Source organism: Nonomuraea antimicrobica, assembly GCF_039536965.1.
Classification (GTDB): domain Bacteria; phylum Actinomycetota; class Actinomycetes; order Streptosporangiales; family Streptosporangiaceae; genus Nonomuraea; species Nonomuraea antimicrobica.
In genome coordinates this window covers 1-22,016 of sequence record NZ_BAAAZP010000072.1, presented here as the reverse complement: position 1 = coordinate 22,016, position 22,016 = coordinate 1, and the positions used below count along the sequence as shown (strand labels likewise).

General features: G+C 71.8%; 19 protein-coding genes. 8 read left to right on the top strand and 11 right to left on the bottom strand.

Annotation, left to right across the window (positions count from 1 at the left end):
• The 7 genes from ABD844_RS18190 to ABD844_RS18160 all read right to left on the bottom strand — a co-directional run.
• A partial coding sequence (locus tag ABD844_RS18190) for a hypothetical protein (RefSeq protein WP_344878591.1) occupies positions 1–1,341 on the bottom strand: 1,341 nt, incomplete at its 3' end.
• 90 nt (positions 1,342–1,431) lie between these two features.
• Complete coding sequence (locus tag ABD844_RS18185; protein ID WP_344878588.1) at positions 1,432–2,466, bottom strand: DUF917 domain-containing protein; 1,035 nt, start codon at positions 2,464–2,466, stop codon at positions 1,432–1,434.
• Positions 2,454–3,416: a hypothetical protein gene (locus ABD844_RS18180; RefSeq protein WP_344878585.1), complete on the bottom strand. Its 963-nt coding sequence runs from the start codon at positions 3,414–3,416 to the stop codon at positions 2,454–2,456. The genes ABD844_RS18185 and ABD844_RS18180 overlap by 13 nt, the downstream gene beginning before the upstream one ends.
• Positions 3,413–4,720: an MFS transporter gene (locus ABD844_RS18175; RefSeq protein ID WP_344878582.1), complete on the bottom strand. Its 1,308-nt coding sequence runs from the start codon at positions 4,718–4,720 to the stop codon at positions 3,413–3,415. Before ABD844_RS18175 ends, ABD844_RS18180 begins: the two co-directional genes overlap by 4 nt.
• A gap of 320 nt (positions 4,721–5,040) precedes the next feature.
• Positions 5,041–5,796, bottom strand: a complete 756-nt coding sequence (locus ABD844_RS18170; protein ID WP_344878579.1) for an ATP-binding cassette domain-containing protein — start codon at positions 5,794–5,796, stop codon at positions 5,041–5,043.
• Complete coding sequence (locus ABD844_RS18165; RefSeq protein WP_344878575.1) at positions 5,793–6,824, bottom strand: ABC transporter permease; 1,032 nt, start codon at positions 6,822–6,824, stop codon at positions 5,793–5,795. The genes ABD844_RS18170 and ABD844_RS18165 overlap by 4 nt, the downstream gene beginning before the upstream one ends.
• On the bottom strand, positions 6,821–7,807 hold the full coding sequence (locus ABD844_RS18160) for a sugar ABC transporter substrate-binding protein (RefSeq protein ID WP_344878572.1): 987 nt from the start codon (positions 7,805–7,807) through the stop codon (positions 6,821–6,823). Before ABD844_RS18160 ends, ABD844_RS18165 begins: the two co-directional genes overlap by 4 nt.
• A gap of 154 nt (positions 7,808–7,961) precedes the next feature.
• Between ABD844_RS18160 and ABD844_RS18155 the strand changes: the two genes are divergently transcribed.
• A complete protein-coding gene (locus ABD844_RS18155; protein ID WP_344878569.1) occupies positions 7,962–9,182 on the top strand; it encodes a phytase in 1,221 nt (406 codons plus the stop codon).
• 40 nt (positions 9,183–9,222) lie between these two features.
• Here the strand turns inward: ABD844_RS18155 and ABD844_RS18150 are convergent, their stop codons facing one another.
• Complete coding sequence (locus tag ABD844_RS18150) at positions 9,223–9,543, bottom strand: hypothetical protein (protein WP_344878566.1); 321 nt, start codon at positions 9,541–9,543, stop codon at positions 9,223–9,225.
• Positions 9,544–10,376: 833 nt separating this feature from the next.
• Between ABD844_RS18150 and ABD844_RS18145 the strand changes: the two genes are divergently transcribed.
• The 4 genes from ABD844_RS18145 (at position 10,377) to ABD844_RS18130 (ending at position 14,899) form a co-directional block, all read left to right on the top strand.
• A complete protein-coding gene (locus ABD844_RS18145) occupies positions 10,377–10,889 on the top strand; it encodes a hypothetical protein (protein ID WP_344878563.1) in 513 nt (170 codons plus the stop codon).
• 120 nt (positions 10,890–11,009) lie between these two features.
• Entirely contained in the window at positions 11,010–11,924 is a 915-nt protein-coding gene (locus ABD844_RS18140) for an SDR family NAD(P)-dependent oxidoreductase (RefSeq protein ID WP_344878560.1), read from the top strand.
• A gap of 207 nt (positions 11,925–12,131) precedes the next feature.
• Positions 12,132–13,223, top strand: a complete 1,092-nt coding sequence (locus ABD844_RS18135) for an FAD-dependent oxidoreductase (protein WP_344878557.1) — start codon at positions 12,132–12,134, stop codon at positions 13,221–13,223.
• Positions 13,224–13,279: 56 nt separating this feature from the next.
• On the top strand, positions 13,280–14,899 hold the full coding sequence (locus ABD844_RS18130; protein WP_344878554.1) for a thiamine pyrophosphate-binding protein: 1,620 nt from the start codon (positions 13,280–13,282) through the stop codon (positions 14,897–14,899).
• 69 nt (positions 14,900–14,968) lie between these two features.
• On the opposite strand, the gene ABD844_RS18125 is transcribed toward ABD844_RS18130, so the two are convergent.
• The 3 genes from ABD844_RS18125 to ABD844_RS18115 form a co-directional block, all read right to left on the bottom strand.
• Positions 14,969–16,762: an APC family permease gene (locus tag ABD844_RS18125; RefSeq protein WP_344878551.1), complete on the bottom strand. Its 1,794-nt coding sequence runs from the start codon at positions 16,760–16,762 to the stop codon at positions 14,969–14,971.
• 195 nt (positions 16,763–16,957) lie between these two features.
• Positions 16,958–17,380, bottom strand: coding sequence for a hypothetical protein (locus ABD844_RS18120; RefSeq protein WP_344878548.1), 423 nt, complete (start codon positions 17,378–17,380; stop codon positions 16,958–16,960).
• A gap of 216 nt (positions 17,381–17,596) precedes the next feature.
• Positions 17,597–18,391, bottom strand: coding sequence for a sporulation protein (locus ABD844_RS18115; protein ID WP_344878545.1), 795 nt, complete (start codon positions 18,389–18,391; stop codon positions 17,597–17,599).
• Between the two features lie 398 nt (positions 18,392–18,789).
• On the opposite strand from ABD844_RS18115, the gene kdpF reads away from it, so the two are divergent.
• From kdpF to kdpB, 3 genes are all read left to right on the top strand, one after another.
• Positions 18,790–18,879 (top strand): K(+)-transporting ATPase subunit F, encoded by a 90-nt coding sequence (gene kdpF / locus ABD844_RS18110; protein WP_344878542.1) that lies wholly within the window; start codon positions 18,790–18,792, stop codon positions 18,877–18,879.
• Positions 18,879–20,540, top strand: coding sequence for a potassium-transporting ATPase subunit KdpA (gene kdpA / locus ABD844_RS18105; protein WP_344878539.1), 1,662 nt, complete (start codon positions 18,879–18,881; stop codon positions 20,538–20,540). The genes kdpF and kdpA overlap by 1 nt, the downstream gene beginning before the upstream one ends.
• 3 nt (positions 20,541–20,543) lie before the next feature.
• A partial coding sequence (gene kdpB, locus ABD844_RS18100) for a potassium-transporting ATPase subunit KdpB (RefSeq protein ID WP_344878537.1) occupies positions 20,544–22,016 on the top strand: 1,473 nt, incomplete at its 3' end.

The following is a 22,016-nucleotide window of genomic DNA, read 5'->3' as shown; positions in this document are numbered from 1 at the left end:
GGCGCGGGCCACCGTGCCCGCGCCCGCCACGTACGCCGCCGCCTGGGCCCCGAGCAGCGACTCCTCGGCCACGTCCAGGCCCTCGCCCTGCGCGCCCACGCCGCCCGCGCACGGCCAGGGCAGCGTACGCAGGCAGCGGATCAGGCGCTCGGCCAGCTCGGCGGGGCCCAGCGCGGACCAGCCAGCCCAGCCGCCGCCGCGGGCCAGCACAGGGACCTCGCCCAGGGCAGCCGTGATGAGCGCGCGGGCCGGGACGTCCTCACCCGGTTCGGCGACGGGGCGGACCTGGTAGGCGGTGAGCGGGCCGCGTACGGGCCAGCCCAGCGCGATCGCGCCCGCCCGCGCCCCCTCGATCGCGCCCGCCTTCGTCCCTTCGATCGCGCCCGTACGCGTCGCCCCGGCAGTCCCCACCGCCGTCCCCCCAGCAGTCCCCACTGCCGTCTCCTCATCCGGCTCCTCGGTCGGCTCTTCGTCCGCCGTGCCCTCCGGTTCGGCGATCCCCGGCCCGACCTCGGCCGCCGAGTCCGGGTGCGCGCCCGCGGCCTCGGCCATCAGGCTCTCGGCCAGCGACGCCTGCAGCGCGAAGTCGCGGGAGGCGCGCAGCCGCTCCTGCGCCGCCCACGCCGTCAGCGGCGCGACCGCCAGCCCCAGCACCGTACGCACCACCGCAGGCCAGCCCGGCCCGCGCGACGTCCCGGCCGCCACCAGCGTCCCCAGCACCCCGCCGTCCAGGTCGGGCACCGCCACCTCGGCCGACCACCGGGCGCGGCCCGGCACGGTGTCCCCGGCGGCGTCCCTGCGGCCCGCCAGCGACTGACCGTACCGGTCGAGGAAGGCCACCGACGTGCCGGGCAGCTCCGCGTTCAGCACCCCGAGCACCCGCCGCGCCGAGGCGCCCGTGTCGGCCAGCCGGGTGGCACAGCGGGCCACGAGCTGCGTACGGGCTGCGTCCGGCCGGGACGCGGCCGAGGCCACCCGGACCGCGACGAGCAGCGGATCCTCGTCCACGAAGATCAACGTCACGCCGAGCCGCTCCGCCAGCACCTCCCCCGAGCCCTCGCTCAGCCCGCCCGACGGCGCGATCACGCACGCCGCCGCCTGCTCCCAGGCCCGGCGCATCGCCATCTCCACCGCCCAGCCCCCACTCGCCGCCGCGCCGGTCAGGACCACCGCCGTGTGCGGCGCGACCGTCCCGAACACCGACAGCTCGTCCACGATCCGCACGCCGCGCACCGGGTTCTCGCCCGCGCCGTACATGCGCGCCCCGGCCAGCGGGCCCGCGTTGACCAGCTCGGCCACCGTGACCGGCGCCTCCCACCCCGGTGCCCGCACCGCGCTCACCCCTGCCTCCCCGTTCTCACAGCGGGATCCCCGCTCTCACCGCGATCCCCGTCCTCACCGCGATCCGTGTCCTCACAGCGATCCATGTCCTCACAGCGGGATCCCGAACGCACGTGGCCCGCCCAGCGCCAGCCCCCGCGCCGTGTGCCACACCGGCGCCGCCCGCACCACCATGATGTCCACCTCCAGGCCAGGTTCCGCCTTGTCCACGTCCACCACCATCTCGTCGGCGGTCGAGACCATGCAGATCAGGTCCGGGACCGTGGCCACCACCGCGCCGTCCGCCAGGGCCAGGACGATCTCGTTGTGCGCCTCCAGCCTGACCAGCCGGCGCAGCCCCTCCGACTCGCGCAGCACGATGCTGGACGGCAGCGACGGCAGGGCCAGGTCGGTGCCGTGCCCCGTGCTGCCCTCCACGGCCAGGATCCGGCCGCGGCACAACGCCCGCACCCCGTACGGCGCCGCCACCGACCGCGCGACCCCCGGCTCCCCCGCCCGCATGAGCAGGCTCACCGTGCCCGGCACCACCGCCTGGGCCAGGTCGCGGGCCGCCATCGGATAGCACGCCGCCACCGCCCACCCCCCGAGCGCCAGCACCACAGGACGCAGCAGCTCCTCCACCCGGTCGGCCGCCGTCTCCAGCAGCACCACCTCCCCCGAGCCGCCCGCCAGCGCCACCGGGGCCGGGCTCAGCCCGCCCAGCGCGTACGTCGTCTGCTCCAGCAGCGGGAACACCCGCCCCGACCCGTCGCCGTCCACCAGCGGCACCCCCAGCCGGGCCGCCGCGACCAGCGGGATCAGCGCGTTCTCCGCCGCCAGGTTCAGCGCCACCACCGCCCCGGCCCGCTCCCCCAGCCTGCGCTCCAGCGCCCGCACCGCCCGCTCGGGCTCGTCGCCGAACGGCAACTGCTCGCCCAGCGCCGTCGTGGAGCCCACCAGGCTGACCGCCACGCACAGCGTGTCCGGCTCGGGCTCGCCCGCCGCCAGCAGCTCGACGCCGTGGCCGAGCACCGACCGCGCCCAGTCCACGGCGAGGTTGAACGACGACTCCGCCGCCCCCGTCGCGAACACCCGCGACCCCGCCGAGAACCGGGCCAGCCCGTCGAGGTCGATCAGCCGGCCCACGGCCGCCCGCCCGCGGTCACCCGTACCCGATACAGGCCGTCCGGGAGGTAGGAGAGCGGGTTCACCGTGGTCTCCGCGATCCGGGCCGAGCCCGGTGCCGCCCCCGCGCTGACCACCCGGGTCAGCGCCTCGTCCCTGGCGTCCTGGAGCACCCGCTCCAGCTCCGCCCGGCCGCGGGCCTGGACGATCCGTTCGACCTGCGCCTCCGGCTCCGCCAGCGCCGCCCCGTACGCCGCCGCCACCCCGTCGGGGGCCTTCCGCCCTGCCTCGCCCAGCTCGGCCCGCCCCCGTTCCCCGCTCGCGGTCGCCCCCAGGTCGCAGGCCAGCGGGAACCTGCGGAAATAGTGCGCCGACACCAGCCCGCTCCCCGACCTGGCGAAGTACGCCGGCACCCCGGGCAGTTCCCTGGCCACCTCGTCGGCGATCCGCCCCGCCTCCGGGCCGAGCGCCGCGTTGCGGATCGCGTTCGCCTCCCGCTCGCGCAGGCCCGGGTGCCCGAACTCGTACGACAGCGTGATCCGGGCGTCCGGCACCTCGGCCGCGATGATCGCCGCCACGGCCAGCTCGTGCTCGGTCAGCATGGGCGACCCCGTGGCCGTCACGGCGAAGTCCGCCAGCCCGCAGGCGGCCGCGAACCGGCGTACCGCCTCGGTGTCCAGCGGCGCCAGCCGCCGTCCCGTCACGCTGTGGCCGCCGCGTACGATCGTGGCCACCCCCGAGCCCACCACCGGCCGCAGCGCCGGCGCGCACGGCCCGCCCACCCGGATGGCCGCCACCGCCGCCGTCCGCGCCCCGGTCAGGTCGAGCGCCACGCAGGCCCGAGAGGCCGTACGGGCCGTGGCGCGGGCCACCGGCCAGGACGGGACGCCTCCGGTGACCGTCACCAGTACCGGAGCCTCCGAGGGCTCGTCGGAGGGCTCCTGGATGCGCAGGGCGACGCCGAGGATCACTCCAGCTCGCGTCCTTCCGTCTCCGGCAGCGGCACCGCCAGCAGCGCCGTGGCCACCATGAACGCGGTGATGATCAGCAGCGTGGGCGTGAACCCGGTCGCGTGCGCGAGCAGCGCGCCCACCGCCGACGGCGCGACGGTGGTGGCCACGAGCTGCGCCGCCGTGGCCCACGAGTAGCCGGTGCCGCGCAGGGCGGTCGGGTAGAACTCGCCGTTCCAGGTGTTCCAGACGCCCCACGCGCCCAGGCTGAAGAACGCCAGCACGAAGTTGCCCAGGTACAGCCCGACCGTGGACTCGGCGGTGGCGAACCAGAGCCCGCCCAGCGCCGCCGCCACCACGTACGTCAGGAACACCCTCTTGCGCCCGAACCGGCCGGTCAGCAGCGAGGCGCTCACGTACCCGGGGATCATCATCAGCGCGCTCAGCGCGGCGAACCCGAGCGAGGCCGACAACGTCAGCCCCCGCTCCTGCAGCAGCACCGGCAGCCACGTCTGCAGGCCCCAGTAGCCCCAGTTGAAGGTGAAGTTCAGCACCAGCATGACCACGGTGATCCGGGCCAGCCCGCCCTTGAACAGGTCCAGCGGCCGTCCCGCGCGCCGGCTCGCCACCGTGAACGTGGCGCCGGCGTCCGGGCTGCCCAGCGTGCGCAGCACCGCCCGCGCCTCCTCCTGCCGCCCGCGCGCCGCCAGCCAGTACGGCGACTCCGGCACCCACGCCCTGACCGCGAACGCCCACAGCCCCGCCACCGCGCTCGCGATCACCACCGCGTGCCAGCCCAGGTGGCCCAGCGACACCGACGCGCCGATCGCGGCCAGGATGCCGATCGGCCACCCGATCGACAGGTAGACTGCCGCCCGCCCGCGGTGCCGGGTCGGCAGCAGCTCCAGGAAGTACGGGAACGTGATCGTGTACACCCCGGCCAGCGCCAGCCCCGAGGCCACCCGCAGCGCCACCAGCACGGTCGCGTTCGGGGCGAACGCCGAGGCCAGCGCGATCACCCCGTACGCCAGCAGCGACCAGAACGCCGTCGGCCGCCGCCCGATCCGGTCGGCCACCGGCCCCCACACCAGCACGCCGGGGATCATGCCGAGCGCGACCGCCGACAGCACGACCCCGACGCCCGCCTCGTCGATGCCCAGCCGCGTGCCCAGGTCGCCGGAGACGTAGACGAGCGCGAGCTGCTCCCACGACTCGATGACGAACGCGATGAACAGCGCGAGCGCGGCGAGCACGTGCCTGCGGGTGAACGGCATGCGGTCGAACGCCGCGCCGATGGGCAGGATTCGTGCGTCGATGGCGGTCATGGAGGCTCCTAGCAGGGGGAACGGGAAGCACGCCCGGAGGCGGGCTGGGGAGCGGGCCGCCTCGCTGGACGGCCCGCCGTCCTCGGGCGGCCAGGTAATAACGGCCCCAAGGGTGCTCCCGGCCACAGCCCCATGCCAGGCGCCCCTTACCCGGCGGCTTCCGGGTGCGGCACGACGCGCCTGCTGGTCATCGTGGTCATGGCGATCTCTTGGGCCTCCGATTCCGGCATACCGAGGAGTTATGCCTGTACTCTCGTCCAGCCGATCGCCCAAAACCATCAAATGTCCACCAAATTTGCCCGCCCGGGGAACCGGCCGGCTCACTCGCGTCGCAGCTCGTGCGCCAGCTCCTCCAGCTCGGCCCCGCCCGCCATGAGCGCGGTCAGCTCCTGCGTGGTGACGTCGGCCTTGCCGTACGCGCCGACGCAGGCACCCCGGTTGAGCAGCACGAACCGGTCACCGACCGGGTAGGCGTGGTGCGGGTTGTGGGTGATGAACACGACGCCGAGCCCTCGGTCGCGGGCACGGGCGATGTAGCGCAGCACGACGCCCGCCTGCTTGACCCCGAGCGCCGAGGTGGGCTCGTCGAGGATGAGCACGCGGGCGCCGAAGTGGACGGCCCTCGCGATGGCCACCGACTGCCTCTCGCCGCCGGACAGCGTACCGACCGGCTGGTCCACGTCGCGGATGTCGATGCCCATGGCGCGCAGCTCCTCGCGCGCCACCCGGCGGGCCCTGGCCACGTCGAAGGCCAGGCCCTTGCGGGGCTCGGAGCCGAGGAAGAAGTTACGCCAGACGGACATGAGCGGGATCATCGCCAGGTCCTGGTAGACGGTGGCGATGCCGCGGTCGAGCGCGTCGCGGGGGCTGGCGAAGCGCACCTCCCGCCCGTCCACCAGGTACGCCCCCGCGTCGTGCTGGTGCACCCCCGACAGGATCTTGATGAGCGTCGACTTGCCCGCGCCGTTGTCGCCGAGCACGCAGGTGACCTCCCCGGCCGCCACGCCCATCGACACCTCGCGCAGCGCCAGCACCGAGCCGAACGTCTTGCCGATGCCCCTGGTCTCCAGGATCAATGCCGCACCTCCTCGGCGTACCGCCTGACCAGGCGGTTGGCCAGCGTCGCCAGCAGCAGCATCGCGCCGAGGAAGAACGTGAACCAGTCGGCGTCCCAGCCCAGGAACACGATGCCCTTGTCGGCCATCCCGAAGATCACCGCACCGATGGCGGCGCCGATGGCCGAGCCGTACCCGCCGGTCAGCAGGCAGCCGCCGATCACGGCGGCGATGATGTAGATGAACTCCTGCCCGATGCCGATGTTGGCCTGCACGGACGTGTACCGCAGCGCGAGGATCGAGCCGACCAGCCACGCCGCGAACGCCGTGGTCATGAACAGCGCGATCTTCGTACGGGCGGCGGGCACGCCCACCGCGCGGGCGGCCTGCTCGTTGCCGCCCACCGCGAAGATCCAGTTGCCGGCCCTCGATCGCATCAGCACCCACGTCGCCACCGCCGTCACCAGGACCCACCACAGGATCGCCACCCGGAACGAGGTGCCGCCGACCTCGATCGTCCCGGCCAGGACCGCGTTCGCCGCCTCGAACCCCTCGGCCCGGCGCAGCCCGCTGACCTGCACCGTCCCGGTGATGGCCTTGGTGACGCCGAGATTGATCCCCTGCAGCATGAGGAACGTGCCCAGCGTCACGATGAAGCTGGGCAGCCGCGTCCTGGTGACCACCAGCCCGTTGGCGAACCCCACCGCCAGCGCCACGACCAGCCCGGCCAGCATCGCCAGCCACACGTTCAGCCCGAACCTGGTGGCCAGCGTCACCAGGATCAGCCCGCTGGTGCCGGTCAGCACCCCGGCCGACAGGTCGAACTCCCCGCCGATCATCAGCAGCGCCACCGCGACCGCCATGATGCCCAGCGTGGCCGCCGGGTCGAGCCAGTTGGCGATGCCGTCCGGCGAGCGGAACACCGGCGACTGCACGGCGAAGAACGCGAACACCAGCACGAGCCCGACCACCGCGCCCAGCTCGGGCCTGACCAGCAGGCGGCGGGCCACCCCGACGCGGGCGATCCGCTCGTCGGCCGCGACGGTCATCGCGTGCCCGCCTCGGCCAGCTCGGCCACCTGCGCGGCGTTGTCCTTGGTGACGAATCCGGGCCCGGTGTTGACCGGCAGGCCGCCGCCGACGGTGTTGAGGTTGGCCTTGTACAGGTTGAGGAACGTGATCGGCAGATAGCCCTGGAGGTACTGCTGCTGGTCCACGGCGAACAGGATCTGCCCGTCGTTGATCGCGGTCACCACGTCCGCCGACAGGTCGAACGTGGCCAGCTTGGCCTGCGAGCCCGCGTCGCCGATCGCGTCCCTGGCGGCCACCGCGACCGCCGGGTTGAGCGTGAGCACCCCGTTGACCTGCTGGTCGGTCTGGAGCCTGGCGGCGACCTTGGAGGTGACGTCGGCCAGGTTGCTCACGTCGACCTGCAGCCGCTCGACCGTGCCGCCCAGCGTCTGCTCGGCGCCCTTGCAGCGCTGGTCGAGCCCGACGTTGCCGGCCTCGTGGATCACGCACAGCAGCTTGGTGACGCCGGCCGCCTTGAGCTGCTCGCCGGCGCCGCGCCCGGCCACGTCCTCCGACTGCCCGACGTGCGTGATCGCGCCGAGCGCCTTGGAGGAGTCGGCCCCCGAGTTGATCGTGACGACCGGGATCTTCGCCGTGACCGCCTTGCCGATCGCCTCCTTCAGCGCGTCGGGGTTGGCCATGGAGACCACGATGCCGTCCACCTTCTCCGAGACGGCCTGGTCGATGAGCTGCGACTGCTTGGCCGGGTCGCCGTCGCCCTGATACGTGACGTTCGCCCCGTACTGCTTGCCGGCGGCCTCCGCGCCGTTCTTGACCACGTCCCAGAAGGAGTCGCCGGGCGCGCCGTGGGTGATCACGGCGAAACGGCCGCCGCCTCCGGACGGCGCGGCCGCCTCGGAGGCGACGGGTGGAGCGCTCTGCGCGGTCTGACCTCCGGAGGAGGAGCAGCCACTGACGGCGAGAACGCCCAGCAGGGCCAGCACGATCGGGGTACGTCTCACAGGACACCTCCAAGACCAACGGGCTCGCCCTGGTTCTACCTCAATGTCATCTGTTTGTATAGACATGCTGACTTATGCCCGGCACGTTAACCCGTCGTTCAAGACGGACGGCGAATCTCGAGAAATGCCTGTGCGTGCCTTCTTATCCGCGGCCATGCTTCTTGTCACCCCCCTCGCCCCGGCGCCCGTGGCTGAGGTGGTCGCCGCCACCGAGACCCCACCCCTCTACGACGACGAGGCCGGCGGCTTCGCCAACGGCGACGACCCGGCCATCTGGGTGCACCCCTCCCGGCCCGCCAAGAGCGTCGTGATCACCACGGCCAAGGAGGGCGGCCTGTACGCGTACTCGCTGTCCGGCGCCCAGCTCCAGCACCTGCCCGCCCAGCCGCCGCCCGGCCCCGGCCACGAGCCGGGACGGCTCAACAACGTCGACCTCGTCCACGGCTTCCGCCTGTCCACCGGCGCCAAGGTCGACCTCGCCGTCGCCTCCGACCGGGGACGCGACCAGTTGCGCGTGTTCGCCATCGACCCGGCCGCGGCCGCCGCGGGCCGGCCGCCCCTCACCGACGTGACCGACCCGGCCGTGCCGTTCGTCTTCAACGGCAGCCAGGAGGAGGTGGACGAGGCGCGGACCGCGTACGGGCTGGCCGTCAGCGGCACCCGCGTCGTGGTCAGCCGCCGCCACCAGACCCGGCTCGGCCTGCTCCAGCTCGCCGCCGCCCCCGGCGGCAAGGTCACCTACCGCAACGTCCGCACGCTCGACCTGCCCGCCGCCTTCCCCCTCCCCGACGGCACCACCTGGACGCCGTGCGGCGAGCCCGGCGAACTGCCGCAGGTCGAAGGCATGGTGGTCGACGGCGCCCGCGGCGTGCTGTACGCGGCGCAGGAGGACGTCGGCATCTGGCGCCTGCGCGCCGACCTGACCGGCCGCCCCGCGCTGATGGACAAGGTCAAGGAGTACGGCAGGCAGGACACCTACGACCCGGAGACGGAGGAGTGCCTGCCCGGCCAGGACCGCGGCTACGGCGGCGACCACCTGTCGGCCGACGCCGAGGGCCTGACGATCTACGAGGACGGGCGGCGCGACGGTTACCTGCTGGCCTCCAGCCAGGGCGACGACACGTTCGCCGCGTACGACCGGGCGGACAACACGCACATCGGGCAGTTCCGCGTGACGTCAGGACCGCGCGCGGACGGGGCCGAGGTGAGCGACGGCGCCATGGTCACCAGCGCCGCGCTCGGCAGCGCCTTCCCGGAGGGCCTGCTGGTGGTCCACGACGGGGCCGACACGCCCGCCGACGGGGACCGCGAGGTGACGAACTTCAAGTTCGTCGACTGGCGCCAGGTCGCCAGTCAAATATCAAGCCACGGCTGAGGGTTCGCCGCAAACGGTCTTCTCAATCGTGCACCTGTCATCAGTTGCGGGGCAGGTCGGTATCCACGACGTAAACGGCCCGGATGCGCGGGTCGCGGGCGATGGCCCGAATAGGGTCAGGAAGATTCCGAGCGGTGAATCCGTAAATGAGACCGTCTCTCGCGTACGCTTGCAGGCTCTTGAGCTTGAGATTGAATTGATTGAGGACCTGCGCGTCACTTTCCTGCAGTAAGCTAACCCATTTCCTGAATTGGGCGGTGAGCGGCTCCGGGTGGGCGCTGAACTGGCACGCGTTGAATCCTCTGTAGTCGCAGAAGATTGGCGACTCCCAGATCAATGGCTGGTCGGGGGCCACCATCACACTGCGACCCGTCTTTGCAGGCACTTTCGGAGGAGGCAGCGCCGCTGTTCAGCTCATAATCTCCGTGGGTTACGGCAAAAGAGTTGAGGGCGACTATCTGAAGGCGCTCGCATGAGATGGCTGTCGCCGTGTCTGACGTACAGGAAGAAATAGCGATCCCCAGCACCAGCGTCATCAGCGCGGCGATGCATGGACTCGGCCTCTGAGGAGTTGCAACGGCCACGTTCGTCCTCTCTCGCCCGCGAAAGGGCATGAGACGGAAACGTCTCATACCCTTTCGCTTAGGCTAATCTTCCAGGATGGGGCGGTTAAGGCTATCGCCTGCCTTGCATGATGGATATTTGAACGCCCCCCTCGCTGACCCGAAAGTCTGAGGAGGTACGCGTTCCACCTCGCAGGCGGGGACTTACGCCTCCACGAGAGATCGTCTACGGGCGCCGAGATGGCCGCGGACGACCGCCCGCCCGCAATCCGCGACGACGGCCCGTGAGCCCCGCCGCGTCCGGGCGTCGTGATCTGTTCGCTGGTTATGGGTGTGACGTCGGCTCTGTAGTGGGCCTGTAGTCGCCGTCCCTAGCCTTGGGCGCAACGAGAACGATCTCCCATGCCGAAAGGACGAGCGACGATGACATCGGGCTTCACAGCGTGGATCGTGGTCACGGTCCCGCCTTCCTGATGCCGTAGCGGGTGCCTGCCTGAGGGTGGGGACCCGCCGCCAAGATCATGGCCCCGCCACGATCCGCTCGACGAGCGTGAACTTTCCGCCGGCATACGCCATCACAGAGAGAGGCATGACTCACGCCCATCGGAGAGACGGAGTGACGGGAATGAACATGACTCGGCTTGCGGCGGCACTGGCGATCACCGGGACGGCGCTCGCGATCGCGAGCCCGGCGGGCGCCGCGTCCGCCGCACAGGGCCAGGTGGCGGCCGCCACCGCGCCGGGCACCTTCGGTCCTCTCGGCTACGGCGGCGTCAAGCTGGGGATGACCGCCAAGCAGGCCAAGGCCACGGGCAAGCTCGTGCTCAAGTGGAACGACTACTGCTCCGCCTGGGACTACAAGGCCCACCCGAACCCCAAGAACGAGGTGAGCCTCTACCTCTCCAAGAAGCGCGGCGTCGCCGTCATCTTCGCCCCCGACCGGGTACGCACCCCCGCGGGCATCGGCGTCGGCTCGACCCTCGGCCAGGTCAAGAAGGCCTACCCGGGCGTCAAGAGCCAGGTGAGCGGTTACTACGCCACCGTGCCCGGCAACCGCAACGCGTACTACTACTTCGGGGTGAACCGGCAGAACAAGGTGGTGGAGTTGGCCCTCGGCCTCAACACCCAGGACTGCGTCAACTGACCGCCGGCCGCGCGCCGGGCCTCTGCCATAACCGACGGTTATGGGCACAGGTATTGGACCGTGGAAACGCCCGTGTCCGACCATGATGATCGATCCCATCACACCGAGCGGAGAGACTTCATGAGCGAACAGCCGCGGCCGTCGAGGCGGACGATCCTCACGACCGGCGCCACGGGCGCGATGGCGCTGGCCGCCGGGGGCGTGGCAGGCGCCGCGCCCGTCCTGGCCAATACGCAGAACCCGCCCGCCCCCTCCGAGGGCAGGGCCGACCCGCGCGGGCGCTTCGCCGGCAAGGTGGTCCTCATCACCGGGGCGACGTCCGGCATCGGGCAGGCCACCGCGTACGAGATGGCCCGGCAGGGCGCGCGGGTGTTCTTCTGCGGGCGGCGCGAGGAGCTCGGCAGGCGTCATGAGCGGGAGATCAGGGGGTTCGGCGGGGACGCCGTGTTCATGCGGGCCGACGTGACGAAGGAGGGCGACGTCCGGGGGCTGGTGGAGGCGTGCGTACGCCGCCACGGGCGCATCGACGTCGCCTTCAACAACGCGGGCATCGAGAGCCCGCGGGCCGCGCCGCTGCACGAGCAGACGCTGGACGACTTCGAGCAGGTGTGGCGGACGAACGCGGCCGGGGTGTTCCTGGCGATGAAGTACGAGATTCCGCACATGCTCCGCCAGGGCGCCGGGGTCATCGTCAACACCGCGTCCATCTCGGCCGAGGTCGGTTTCGCCACGATCTCTCCGTACAACGCGAGCAAGCACGCGGTGGCGTCGCTGACCAAGGTGGCCGCGCTGGAGTACGCCGACCGGAACATCCGCGTCAACGCGCTGGCCCCTGGCGCGGTGGACACGCCGATGCTGGAGCGGGCGGCCAGGGCGTTCGGGGTGACGTACGAGCAGATCGCGCAGGACTATCCGATCAAGCGGATCGTCCGGCCGCAGGAGATGGCCCGCGTGGTGATGTGGCTGGCCTCCGACGACGCGACCGCCGTGGTGGGCACGGACATCGACGCGTCGGGCGGCTTCCTGACCGGCTGAGCCGACCGGACCGTCGTGCGGCCGTGGGCGTCCAGGCAGGCCGCGCCCGTGATCGCGCCCGCAACGGAAACATCCGCCATCAAAAGGGTCAAGGTGCCGGATCCGGCGCATGGGTCACACGTGGCCCCGGGTAGGCGTACGGGTGGCCACCGTGCCGGTGGCGCATCGGAGTACACCGATGGGGGATGGACCATGGCTCACGGCCGCGTGCGCGCAGTGACCGACCTGCCGACACCCAGCTTCGCCTTCGACCCCGACGCGCCGGGCGCTTGTCTGGCGGGGGTCCGGCCGTATCGCATGGGCTCCTACCGGCTCGACACCGAACGCCCGTCCGGCAAGTTCGTCGTGCACAACTATGGCCACGGCGGCGCCGGCATCAGCATGAGCTGGGGCTGCGCGGCCAGGGTGAAGGACCTCGTCCGGACGTTCCTGGCCGGCTCGCCCCAGACGGAGGCCGCGGTGCTGGGCGCGGGCGTCATGGGGCTCACGGCCGCCACGCGGCTGCTCGACCTCGGGCTCAGGGTCACGATCTACGCCGACCGCCTGCCGCGCGACACCACGTCGTGGCGGGCCGGGGGCCAGTGGGCGGTGTCCATCATGGAGTTCGCCGGCAAGGAGCAGGAGCTCAAGGGCATCGTCAAGACGGCCTACACGACGTTCAAGCAGAGCATCGGCAACGGCTACGGCGTCTCCGAGGTGCCCAACTTCAGCATCAGGCGCACGCCGGGCCTGGACACGGTCATGGACCTCGTGCCCGGCCTGCTGCCGCCCCGCGAGGACCTTCCCGGGCTGCCGTTCCAGAACCACCACGATCAGCCGGGCCACAAGTACCAGACGCTGCTCGTCGAGCCGCCGATCTTCCTCGCCCGGCTGGAGCACGACCTGAGGGCGCGCGGCGTCACGTTCGTGACGCGCCGATTCGCCGACAAGGCGGACGTGCTCACGCTGACCCAGCAGATCATCGTCAACTGCACCGGGCTCGGCGCGAAGACCCTGTGGAACGACTCCAAGCTGCTGGCCGTCAAGGGACAGCTCGCGATGTTGCGACCACAGCCCAACCTGCACTACCTCTACGGCCGTAACGGCTACCTGTTCCCGCGCGCGGACCACGTCGTCATCGGCGGCACCACCGAGATGGGCGTCGACGACGAGGTCCCCTCGAAGACCGTGTGCACCGGCCTGGTGCGGCACATCGCCGCCGCGTTCGGCGAGGCCGCGCCCGTGCCGCTGCCGAAGATCCACATCGATCACCCGGACAACGAGCGGCTGGTCGACCCGCGGCTGTCCATCACCGACTGACCTGGTTCCGACTGACCGGACCCGCCGCCCCGGCGGGTCCCCACTGGAGCGTCACCGTGCCCTTCACCGTCGCCGACTACGTGCTCAAACGGCTGAGCCAGCAGGGCGTCGACACGCTGTTCGGCGTGCCGGCGGCCTTCTGCGCGCCGCTGTTCGACGCCGTCGGCAGCCACGGCATCAAGGCGGTCGTGACCGCGGCCGATCTGGAAGCCGGGTACGCCGCGGACGGCTACGCGCGGACGAGGGGCCTCGGCGCGGTCGCGGTCGCCAACGGCGTGGGCATGCTGAGCATGGTCAACGCCATCGCCGGGGCCTTCGTCGAGCGCAGCCCGGTGGTGGTGCTCAACGGCGGCCCGAACGCCGCCAACCTGGCCAACCTGAAGGACTTCGACGTCCTGTTCTCGCACTCGACCGGCCGGCCGGACGGGGATCTGGCCGCGTACCAGCTCGTCACCGCGAGCGCGGCCCGCGCCGGGCGGGCCGCCGACGTGCCCGCGCTGGTCGACAACGCGATCTCCACCGCGATCAGGGCGAAGCGCCCGGTCTACGTCGAGATCAACCGGGACATCTGGACGGCGACCTGCCCGGCCCCGGCCGGGGCGCTGCCCGTCACCAATCCGGCGGCGGGCACCGAGCAGCAGCTCGCCGCCACGATCGTCGGGCTCGTACGGGCCGCGTCGGCGCCGCTGGTTCTCGTGGGCACCGAGATCCAGCGGTACGGGCTGGCCGACAAGGTGGCCGACCTGATCGCCAAGCTCGGCGTCCGCTGGTCGGCCCAGTTGCTCGCCAAGTCGGTGCTGCCCGAGCAGGGCAACGGCTGGGTCGGCGTCTTCGCGCCGCCGAACTCCCTGCCCTCCGCCGCCGGCGCGGTCGCGAACGCGGACCTGATCCTCATGCTCGGCTGCGTCTTCCCGAGCAGCTACGCCACGCTCGTGAGCGGCGGCGTCAACCGGATCGTCACCGCGTACGACGGCAAGGTGAAGATCAAGAACGCCGCCAAGCAGAACGCTGAGCTGGGCGCCCTCGTGACCGCGATGGTCACCGAGGCCGCCAGGCAGGCGCCCATGCCGGTGCCCGCCGCCGTGGACCCCGCCGCGCCCGCCGCGACCGGCCCGCTGACCTACCGTCAGGTGTTCGACCGCATCGGCGCCGCGCTGGACGCCTCGTGGCTCGTGGTCCCCGACACCTTCCTCGGTGTCGCCTCGGCGGCGAACCTGCCGGTCAAGGGCCGTGACGCGTTCCTGTGCGGCGCCGTGTGGGCCTCCATCGGGCATTCCGTGGCCGCCGCGGTCGGCGCGTCGTTCGGGTCGAGCCGCCGTCCGCTGGTCGTCTGCGGCGACGGCGGCTTCCACATGACCGCGCAGGCGCTCTCCACGATGGTCCGGTACGGGCGCAACCCGGTCGTCGTCGTCATCGACAACGGCATCTACGGCTTCGAGCAGTTCCTCATCGACTCCGGGTACTTCGGCAACGCCGGCGCGCAGCCGAAGCCGTACGTGGTGCTCAACCGGTGGGACTTCGTCGCCTTCGCGAAGGGCCTGGGCGTGCCGTTCGCCCGGTCCGTGGACACGGCGGCGGCCTTCGACCAGGCGCTCGCCGCCGCGAAGGCGTCCAACACCCCTGGGCTGATCGTCGCGCGGGTCGATCCGCACGGCCTGCCCGCGGAACTCTCCTGACGGACGCGCTCACAGACCCGAGACTCATGGGACGCGGGCTTATGGGACACGGGCTTATCGGACGCGGGCTTAGGGGACGCGGAAGCGCATCCGGCACACCACCGCGTCCGTACGGCGGCGCAGCGCCCTGGCCAGCACGGCGCCGCGCTGGTTCTGCAGCAGGCGCTGCCAGGCGTGCTCGGGCTCGACCTCGGCGATCAGCACGAACACGTGCGGCTCGGGCACCTGGGCCAGGTACGTGAGCAACGGCTCGTCCAGCCGCCGGTGCGCGTCGAAGAGCTGGACCAGCTCCACCTCGGGCGCCCACCGCTCCCAGTCGTCGACGAAGGCCCTGGCCTGCCGCTCGTCCTCGGGGTGGGTGACGTTCACGGCCACCACCCGGTCGCCCAGCGACAGCGCCGCGGACAGGACGTCCCGGGTCAGCCGGGTCACCGCGTGCACCGGCACGACCACCAGGGAGCGGCGCGGGCGGGGCGGCTCCGGGGTCCTGCCCAGCTCCAGCCGCGCCCCGATGCGCGTGTAGGAGCGGTTGACCCATTCCATGCCCGCGACCAGCAGCGGCAGCGCCACCACGATCAGCCAGCCGCCCTCGCCGAACTTCGACAGCGTGACCACGATCGCGGCCACGAACGTCAGCAGCGCGCCGAACCCGTTCAGCGCCGCCCGCCATCTCCACCCGGCGGGACGGCTCCCCACCCAGTGCCGGACCATGCCGGCCTGCGACAGCGTGAACCCGACGAACACCCCGATCGCGAACAGCGGGACCAGCAGGTTCATCTCGCCCCTGGCCACGACGAGCAGCAGGGCGCTGGTGACGGCCAGGAAGCCGATGCCGTAGCGGTGCACCTGCCGGTCGGCGCGCAGGGCGAAGAAGTGCGGCAGGTTGTTGTCGCGGGCCAGCAGTTGCGCCAGCACCGGCAGGCCGCCGAAGGAGGTGTTGGCGGCCAGCGCCAGCAGCACCACGGTGGCGAACTGCACAAGGTAGAACAGCGGCCCGTCCCCCAGCGACGCCCGGGTGACCTGCGCCAGGACCGTCACGCCGTCCGCCGGGGCGATGGCGAACTTCTCGATGAGCGCGGCGATGCCCAGCAGCATCACGGCCAGCAGCCCGCCGAGCGCCACCTCCGCCCGCTGCGCCCGGCGCACGCGGGGCCGCCTGAACGACGGGACCGCGTTCGCGATGGCCTCCACGCCGGTCAGCGAGGCGCAGCCGTTCGCGAACGCCTTCAGCAGCAACAGCACGCCCACCGTCTGCAGGCTCGCCGCCTGGTGCGTGACGTCCACGGCGGGCCCGCCGCGCAGCAGCCCGGCCACGATGACGAGCAGGATCGCGCCCACGTACACCGCGGTCGGGACGATGAACGCGCGGGCGCTGTGCGCGATCCCGCGCAGGTTGACCGCCGTGACCAGGGCCAGCACCGCCAGGCACAACCACACCGTGTACGGCAGCAGCTCCGGGAAGGCGGAGGTGAGCGCGGCGACCCCGGCGGCCACCGAGACGGCGACGTTGAGCACGTAGTCGATGACCAGCGAGGCCCCGGCCACCAGACCGGCCCGCCGTCCGAGGTGCGTCTTGGCCACCCCGTAGGCGCCGCCGCCCTCGGGGAAGGCCGCGATGACCTGCCGGTAGGAGAGGGTCAGCACGGCCAGCAGGGCCGCGATCGTGAACGTGACCGGGAGGGTGAACCCGAGCCCCGCGCCACCGGCCAGGGCCAGGACCAGGACGATCGCCTCGGGTCCGTACGCCACCGACGCCATCGCGTCCAGCGACAACGCGGCCAGCCCGCCGACGACGGACAGCCGGTGCCGCTCACCGATATCGGCGGGCTCCTTGGCGGTGGCGCGTTCCTTGACAACGGACATTACGGAATACTCCTAAAGGGGATTTTCACCCCCATGTTGCGCCTGCCACCGGCCCGCGAGTGCACATCCCTACGCCTTCCTGACGCACGCGTCCCGAATACCTACGCGGAAAATACGCCGAGGGGATCGCCGTCGGGGATCGCTCAGTGCCCCCCGTCAGAGCCCGACGCCAGGGCCCGACGCCAGGGCCCGCCGTCAGGGCTCCTCGTGTGCGACGCCGCCGGGCCCGTGGAGGTGTCCCACCAGGACGGGGGCCCGTCTGGTGGCGCCCCTGGACCGCGACGGGCGGCGCGGGCCGCGCGGCCGGAAGACGTGCGCGAAGGCGCAGCCCACGAGCGCCGCGACGGTGAACGTGACCAGCCGCTCCAGATCAGCGGCCTCAAAAGTCAGCTCGCCCTCCGCGTGCACCAGGAAGCCCGTGGTGAAGCACCAGGCCATCACGCCCGTGACGGGCGCGGCGAGGTAGTGCCCCGCCCACGCGCCGAACACCCCCACCTCCACGGCCACCAGCACGACCCGATCCGCGGTCTCGGCGAAGGCCAGCGCGGCGACGGCACACGCGCCGATCGCGTACACGAACCCGGCCGGGAGCAGCACACCCACAGGACTTCCGCGCATCCGCCGTTCCTTTCAGGGGCACACGCCTTTCATATAACCGGCTAAAGCCCGGCGGAAGTCGTTTTTCTACGCCATCATCACGTTTTCGCCACAGCCCCTGACGCATTCTCCACGCGCCGCGAACGCGTCAAAACCCTTTCCACCGATCGGGAAATGCGCGTGGCGGGATGACCTCGTGCCGCCTGCCCAGGCATGAGGGCCCGTTGCCGGGCCCGCTCACGTGACCGGTCGGCCCCGTCCTGGCCCGCGATCGACGCCGCGGACGTGATGGGCCAGCCCGGCGAGCCACCGGTCGATCACGCTGGGCCAGTCGGTACGCAGCGCCTCCTCGTGGGTCAGCCGGAAACGCTGCGCGCCCGAGGAGAGCCTGCCCCCGAGTTGGTCCGCCTCCAGCACCACGTCCAGGCCATCGAAGCTGGGCACGAACGCCAGCTCGATCCCGTGCACGATCCCGGTGTGGTGGCTGGGCGGGAAGAACTCGATCTTCTGGTGGAAGGGCAGCTCCCGGTGCCCGCTATCCGGCCCGCCGGTCTGCAGCGCGGCGGCCTTGAAGGGGAAGCCGAGCCGCGCGAACGCCTGCAGCACCCGCGACTGGGACGGCAGCGGCCGGACGGCGACCAGGTCGGGATCGGCCTGGTCGACGACCGTGGTGGTGGCCACCTCGGCGCGTACGCCGAGCGCCATGCCGGGCAGGTGTCGGCCGCCAATCTCGCTGATCGGCGTCTCCCACGGGACCGCGACCTGGAACTCGAAGGCCCGTTCCTCGCCCTGGCGGACGACGAGCGGCCCTGAGATCCGGGTCTGGGCGAACTCCTCGCCCTCGGTCAGCGCGGGGCCCGGGAAGGTGATCAGGCCGAGGCCGATCCGGTCGAGCGCGGCGTCGAACTCGCCGCCCTTCAGCCGGGCCTCGCCGGACAGCATGCCGCCGGGCTGGGTGCGTGGGGTGTTGAGGATGACGACTATCGAGGGCGCGCCCGCGCCGAAGGCGTCGCGCAGCCGTTTGAAGACCACGGTTGATCTCCCCGCCTCAAAGAAAGGGACCGAGCCATTCGCCCTCTGAACGATCGGGGGGTGACCCGGGTTCCTGCCCACCGCCGCCGGACCCGGGCGACGAACACGGGCGACGGACCCGGGCGACGAACACAGACATCCACCCGGGACACCCGTCGCCCTGCTCAAGCCCGCCCCTCACCTCGCCGATCTCCGGCTCTCGGGCCCGCATGGATTCCGCCAAGAACGGCAATGCGCCCCAAAGCTCGGGACGCGCCGACCTTGAGCCCGCCCTTGCGGGGGAACGACCAACATCATGGTCCGATTGAGGAGTGGGGGATGGCCGACGTCGTCTTCGTCGCACTGACGGTCGCGGTCTTCGCGGTCCTCGGGCTGGTCGTCAGGGCAGTGGAACGGCTGTGAACGCCGTCAACGCCACCGGCCTCGTGGTGGTCACGGCCCTGGTCGTCTTCATGGTCGTGGCCCTGCTGTTCCCGGAGCGGTTCTGATGTCCGCGACCGCGGCGGGGATCGTGTTCATCGGGTCGCTGCTGGTGGCCCTGGCCCTCTGCTACCGGCCGCTGGGCGACTACCTGTACCGGGTCTACACGGGCACCCGGCACTCCGCCGTCGAGCGGTTGGCCTACCGGTTGCTGGGCGTCCGGCCGGGCGTCGAGCAGCCGTGGAGCGGGTACGCGCGGGCCGTGCTGGCGTTCTCGGTCATGTCGATCCTCTTCCTGTACGGCCTCCAGCGCCTGCAGAGCCACCTGTTCCTGTCCCTGGGGATGAAGCCGGTCGAACCGGCGCTGGCCTGGAACACCGCGGTCAGCTTCGCGACCAATACGAACTGGCAGGCGTACTCGGGCGAGTCCACGATGGGCCATCTCGTGCAGACGGCCGGCCTGGCCGTGCAGAACTTCGTCTCCGCGGCCGTCGGCATGGCGGTGGCCATGGCGCTCGTCCGCGGGTTCGCCCGGCGCAGGTCCGGCACGATCGGCAACTTCTGGGCGGACCTCGTCCGCGGCACCGTGCGCGTGCTGCTGCCGATCGCGTTCGTGGCGGCGGTGGTGCTGGTGGCCGGCGGGGCGATCCAGACGTTCGCCGGTCACAGCACGTGGACGACGCTGACCGGCGGCGAGCAGACGTTCACCCCGGCCGCGGCGGCCTCGCAGGAGGCGATCAAGAACCTGGGCACGAACGGCGGCGGCCTCTTCAACGTCAACTCCGCCCACCCCTTCGAGAACCCCACGTCGTGGACGAACTGGGTGGAGATCTTCCTGCTGACGGTGATCGCCACCTGCCTGCCGCGCACGTTCGGCCGGATGGTGGGCGACCACCGCCAGGGGTACGCGATCGTGACGGTGATGGCGATCATCGCCCTCCTCAGCGTCGGCGCGACCAACTGGTCCGAGACGAGCGCGAACGGCACCGTCCCGCAGGCGGCCGGGCAGTCGACGGAGGGCCGCGAGGTCCGCTTCGGCACCTCGAACTCGGCCCTGTTCGCCTCGGCCGCGACCCTCACGAGCACGGGCGCGGTGGACTCGGCCCACGACTCGTACACGGCGATCGGCGGCGGCATGCTGATCTTCAACATGCTGCTGGGCGAGGTCGCGCCCGGCGGCACCGGCTCGGGCCTGTACGGCATCCTGATCCTGGCCGTGATCACAGTGTTCGTGGCCGGGCTGATGGTCGGCCGCACGCCCGAATACCTGGGCAAGAAGATCGGCGCGCGCGAGATCAAGCTGGCCTCGCTGTACTTCCTGGTGACCCCGGTGCTGGTGCTGATCGGCACGGCACTGGCGATGGGGACGCCGATGGGCCGCGCGGCCATGCTGAACTCCGGCCCGCACGGCCTGTCGGAGATCCTCTACGCCTACACCAGCGCCTCGAACAACAACGGCTCCGCCTTCGCCGGAATCAGCGCGAACACCGCCTTCTTCAACACCACGCTCGGCCTGTGCATGGCCCTCGGCCGGTTCCTGCCGATCGTCCTGGTGCTGGCGCTGGCCGGTTCGCTGGCGGCGCAGGCGCCCGTCCCCGGCGGCGCGGGCACGCTGCCGACCCACCGGCCGCAGTTCGTCGGCATGGTCGTGGGCGTGACGATCATCCTGGTCGCCCTCACGTTCCTTCCGGCGCTGGCGCTCGGGCCGCTCGCGGAAGGGCTGCGGTAGGCGATGCGGGCCGCACAGCAGAAGGTCGGCGGCGGTCTGCTCGACCCCGGGCAACTGATCCGCTCGCTGCCGGACGCGCTGAAGAAGCTCAACCCGGTCACGCTGTGGCGCAACCCCGTCATGTTCATCGTCGAGATCGGCGCGGTCTTCACCACCGTCCTGGCGGTCACCGACCCGTCGTTCTTCGCCTGGGCGATCGTGGTGTGGCTGTGGCTGACCGTCGTCTTCGCCAACCTGGCCGAGGCCGTGGCAGAGGGCCGAGGCAAGGCGCAGGCCGCCGCCCTGCGCCAGGCGAAGACCGAGACCCAGGCCCGCCGCCTCACCGACCCCGCCGACCCCGCCCACTGGGAGTCCGTGAGCGCGCTCGACCTCAGGCAGGGCGACAACGTGATCGTCGAGGCCGGCGAGGTCATCCCCGGCGACGGCGACGTGGTCGAGGGCATCGCGAGCGTGGACGAGTCGGCGATCACCGGCGAGTCGGCCCCCGTGATCCGCGAGTCGGGCGGCGACCGCTCCGCCGTGACCGGCGGCACCAAGGTGCTGTCCGACCGGATCATCGTCCAGATCACCCAGAAGCCCGGCGAGAGCTTCGTCGACCGGATGATCGCCCTCGTGGAGGGCGCGAACCGGCAGAAGACGCCGAACGAGATCGCGCTCAACATCCTGCTGGCCGCCCTGACCATCATCTTCCTGGTCACCACGGCGACGATGCAGCCCCTGGCGATCTACTCCAAGTCGATCAATCCCGGCGTGCCCGACTCCCTCGCACTGACCGCCGACGGCGTGACCGGCGTCGTCCTGGTCTCGCTGCTGGTCTGCCTGATCCCGACCACGATCGGCGCGCTGCTGTCGGCCATCGGCATCGCCGGGATGGACCGTCTCGTCCAGCGCAACGTCCTGGCCATGTCGGGGAGGGCGGTCGAGGCGGCCGGGGACGTGTCCACGCTGCTGCTGGACAAGACCGGCACCATCACGCTGGGCAACCGGGAGGCCGGCCAGTTCGTCCCCGTCGACGGCGTCACCGAGCAGGAGCTGGCCGAGGCCGCGCAGATCTCCAGCCTGGCCGACGAGACCCCGGAGGGCCGGTCGATCGTGGTGTTCGCCAAAGAGCACTACGGACTGCGCGAACGCGACCTCCAGGGCGCCCAGTGGGTGCCCTTCACCGCCCAGACCCGCATGTCCGGCGTCGACCTGGGCGAGCGCCAGATCCGCAAGGGCGCCGCCACCGCCGTCATGCAATGGGTACGCCGCCACGGCGGCCACCCCACCGACGAGGTCGGCCATCTGGTGGACGGCATCTCCGCCTCCGGCGGCACCCCGCTCGTCGTCGCCGAGCAGGGCCGCGTGCTCGGCGTCATCCACCTCAAGGACGTCGTCAAGCAGGGGATGCGGGAGCGCTTCGACGAGATGCGCCGTATGGGCATCCGGACCGTCATGATCACCGGTGACAACCCGCTGACCGCCAAGGCCATCGCG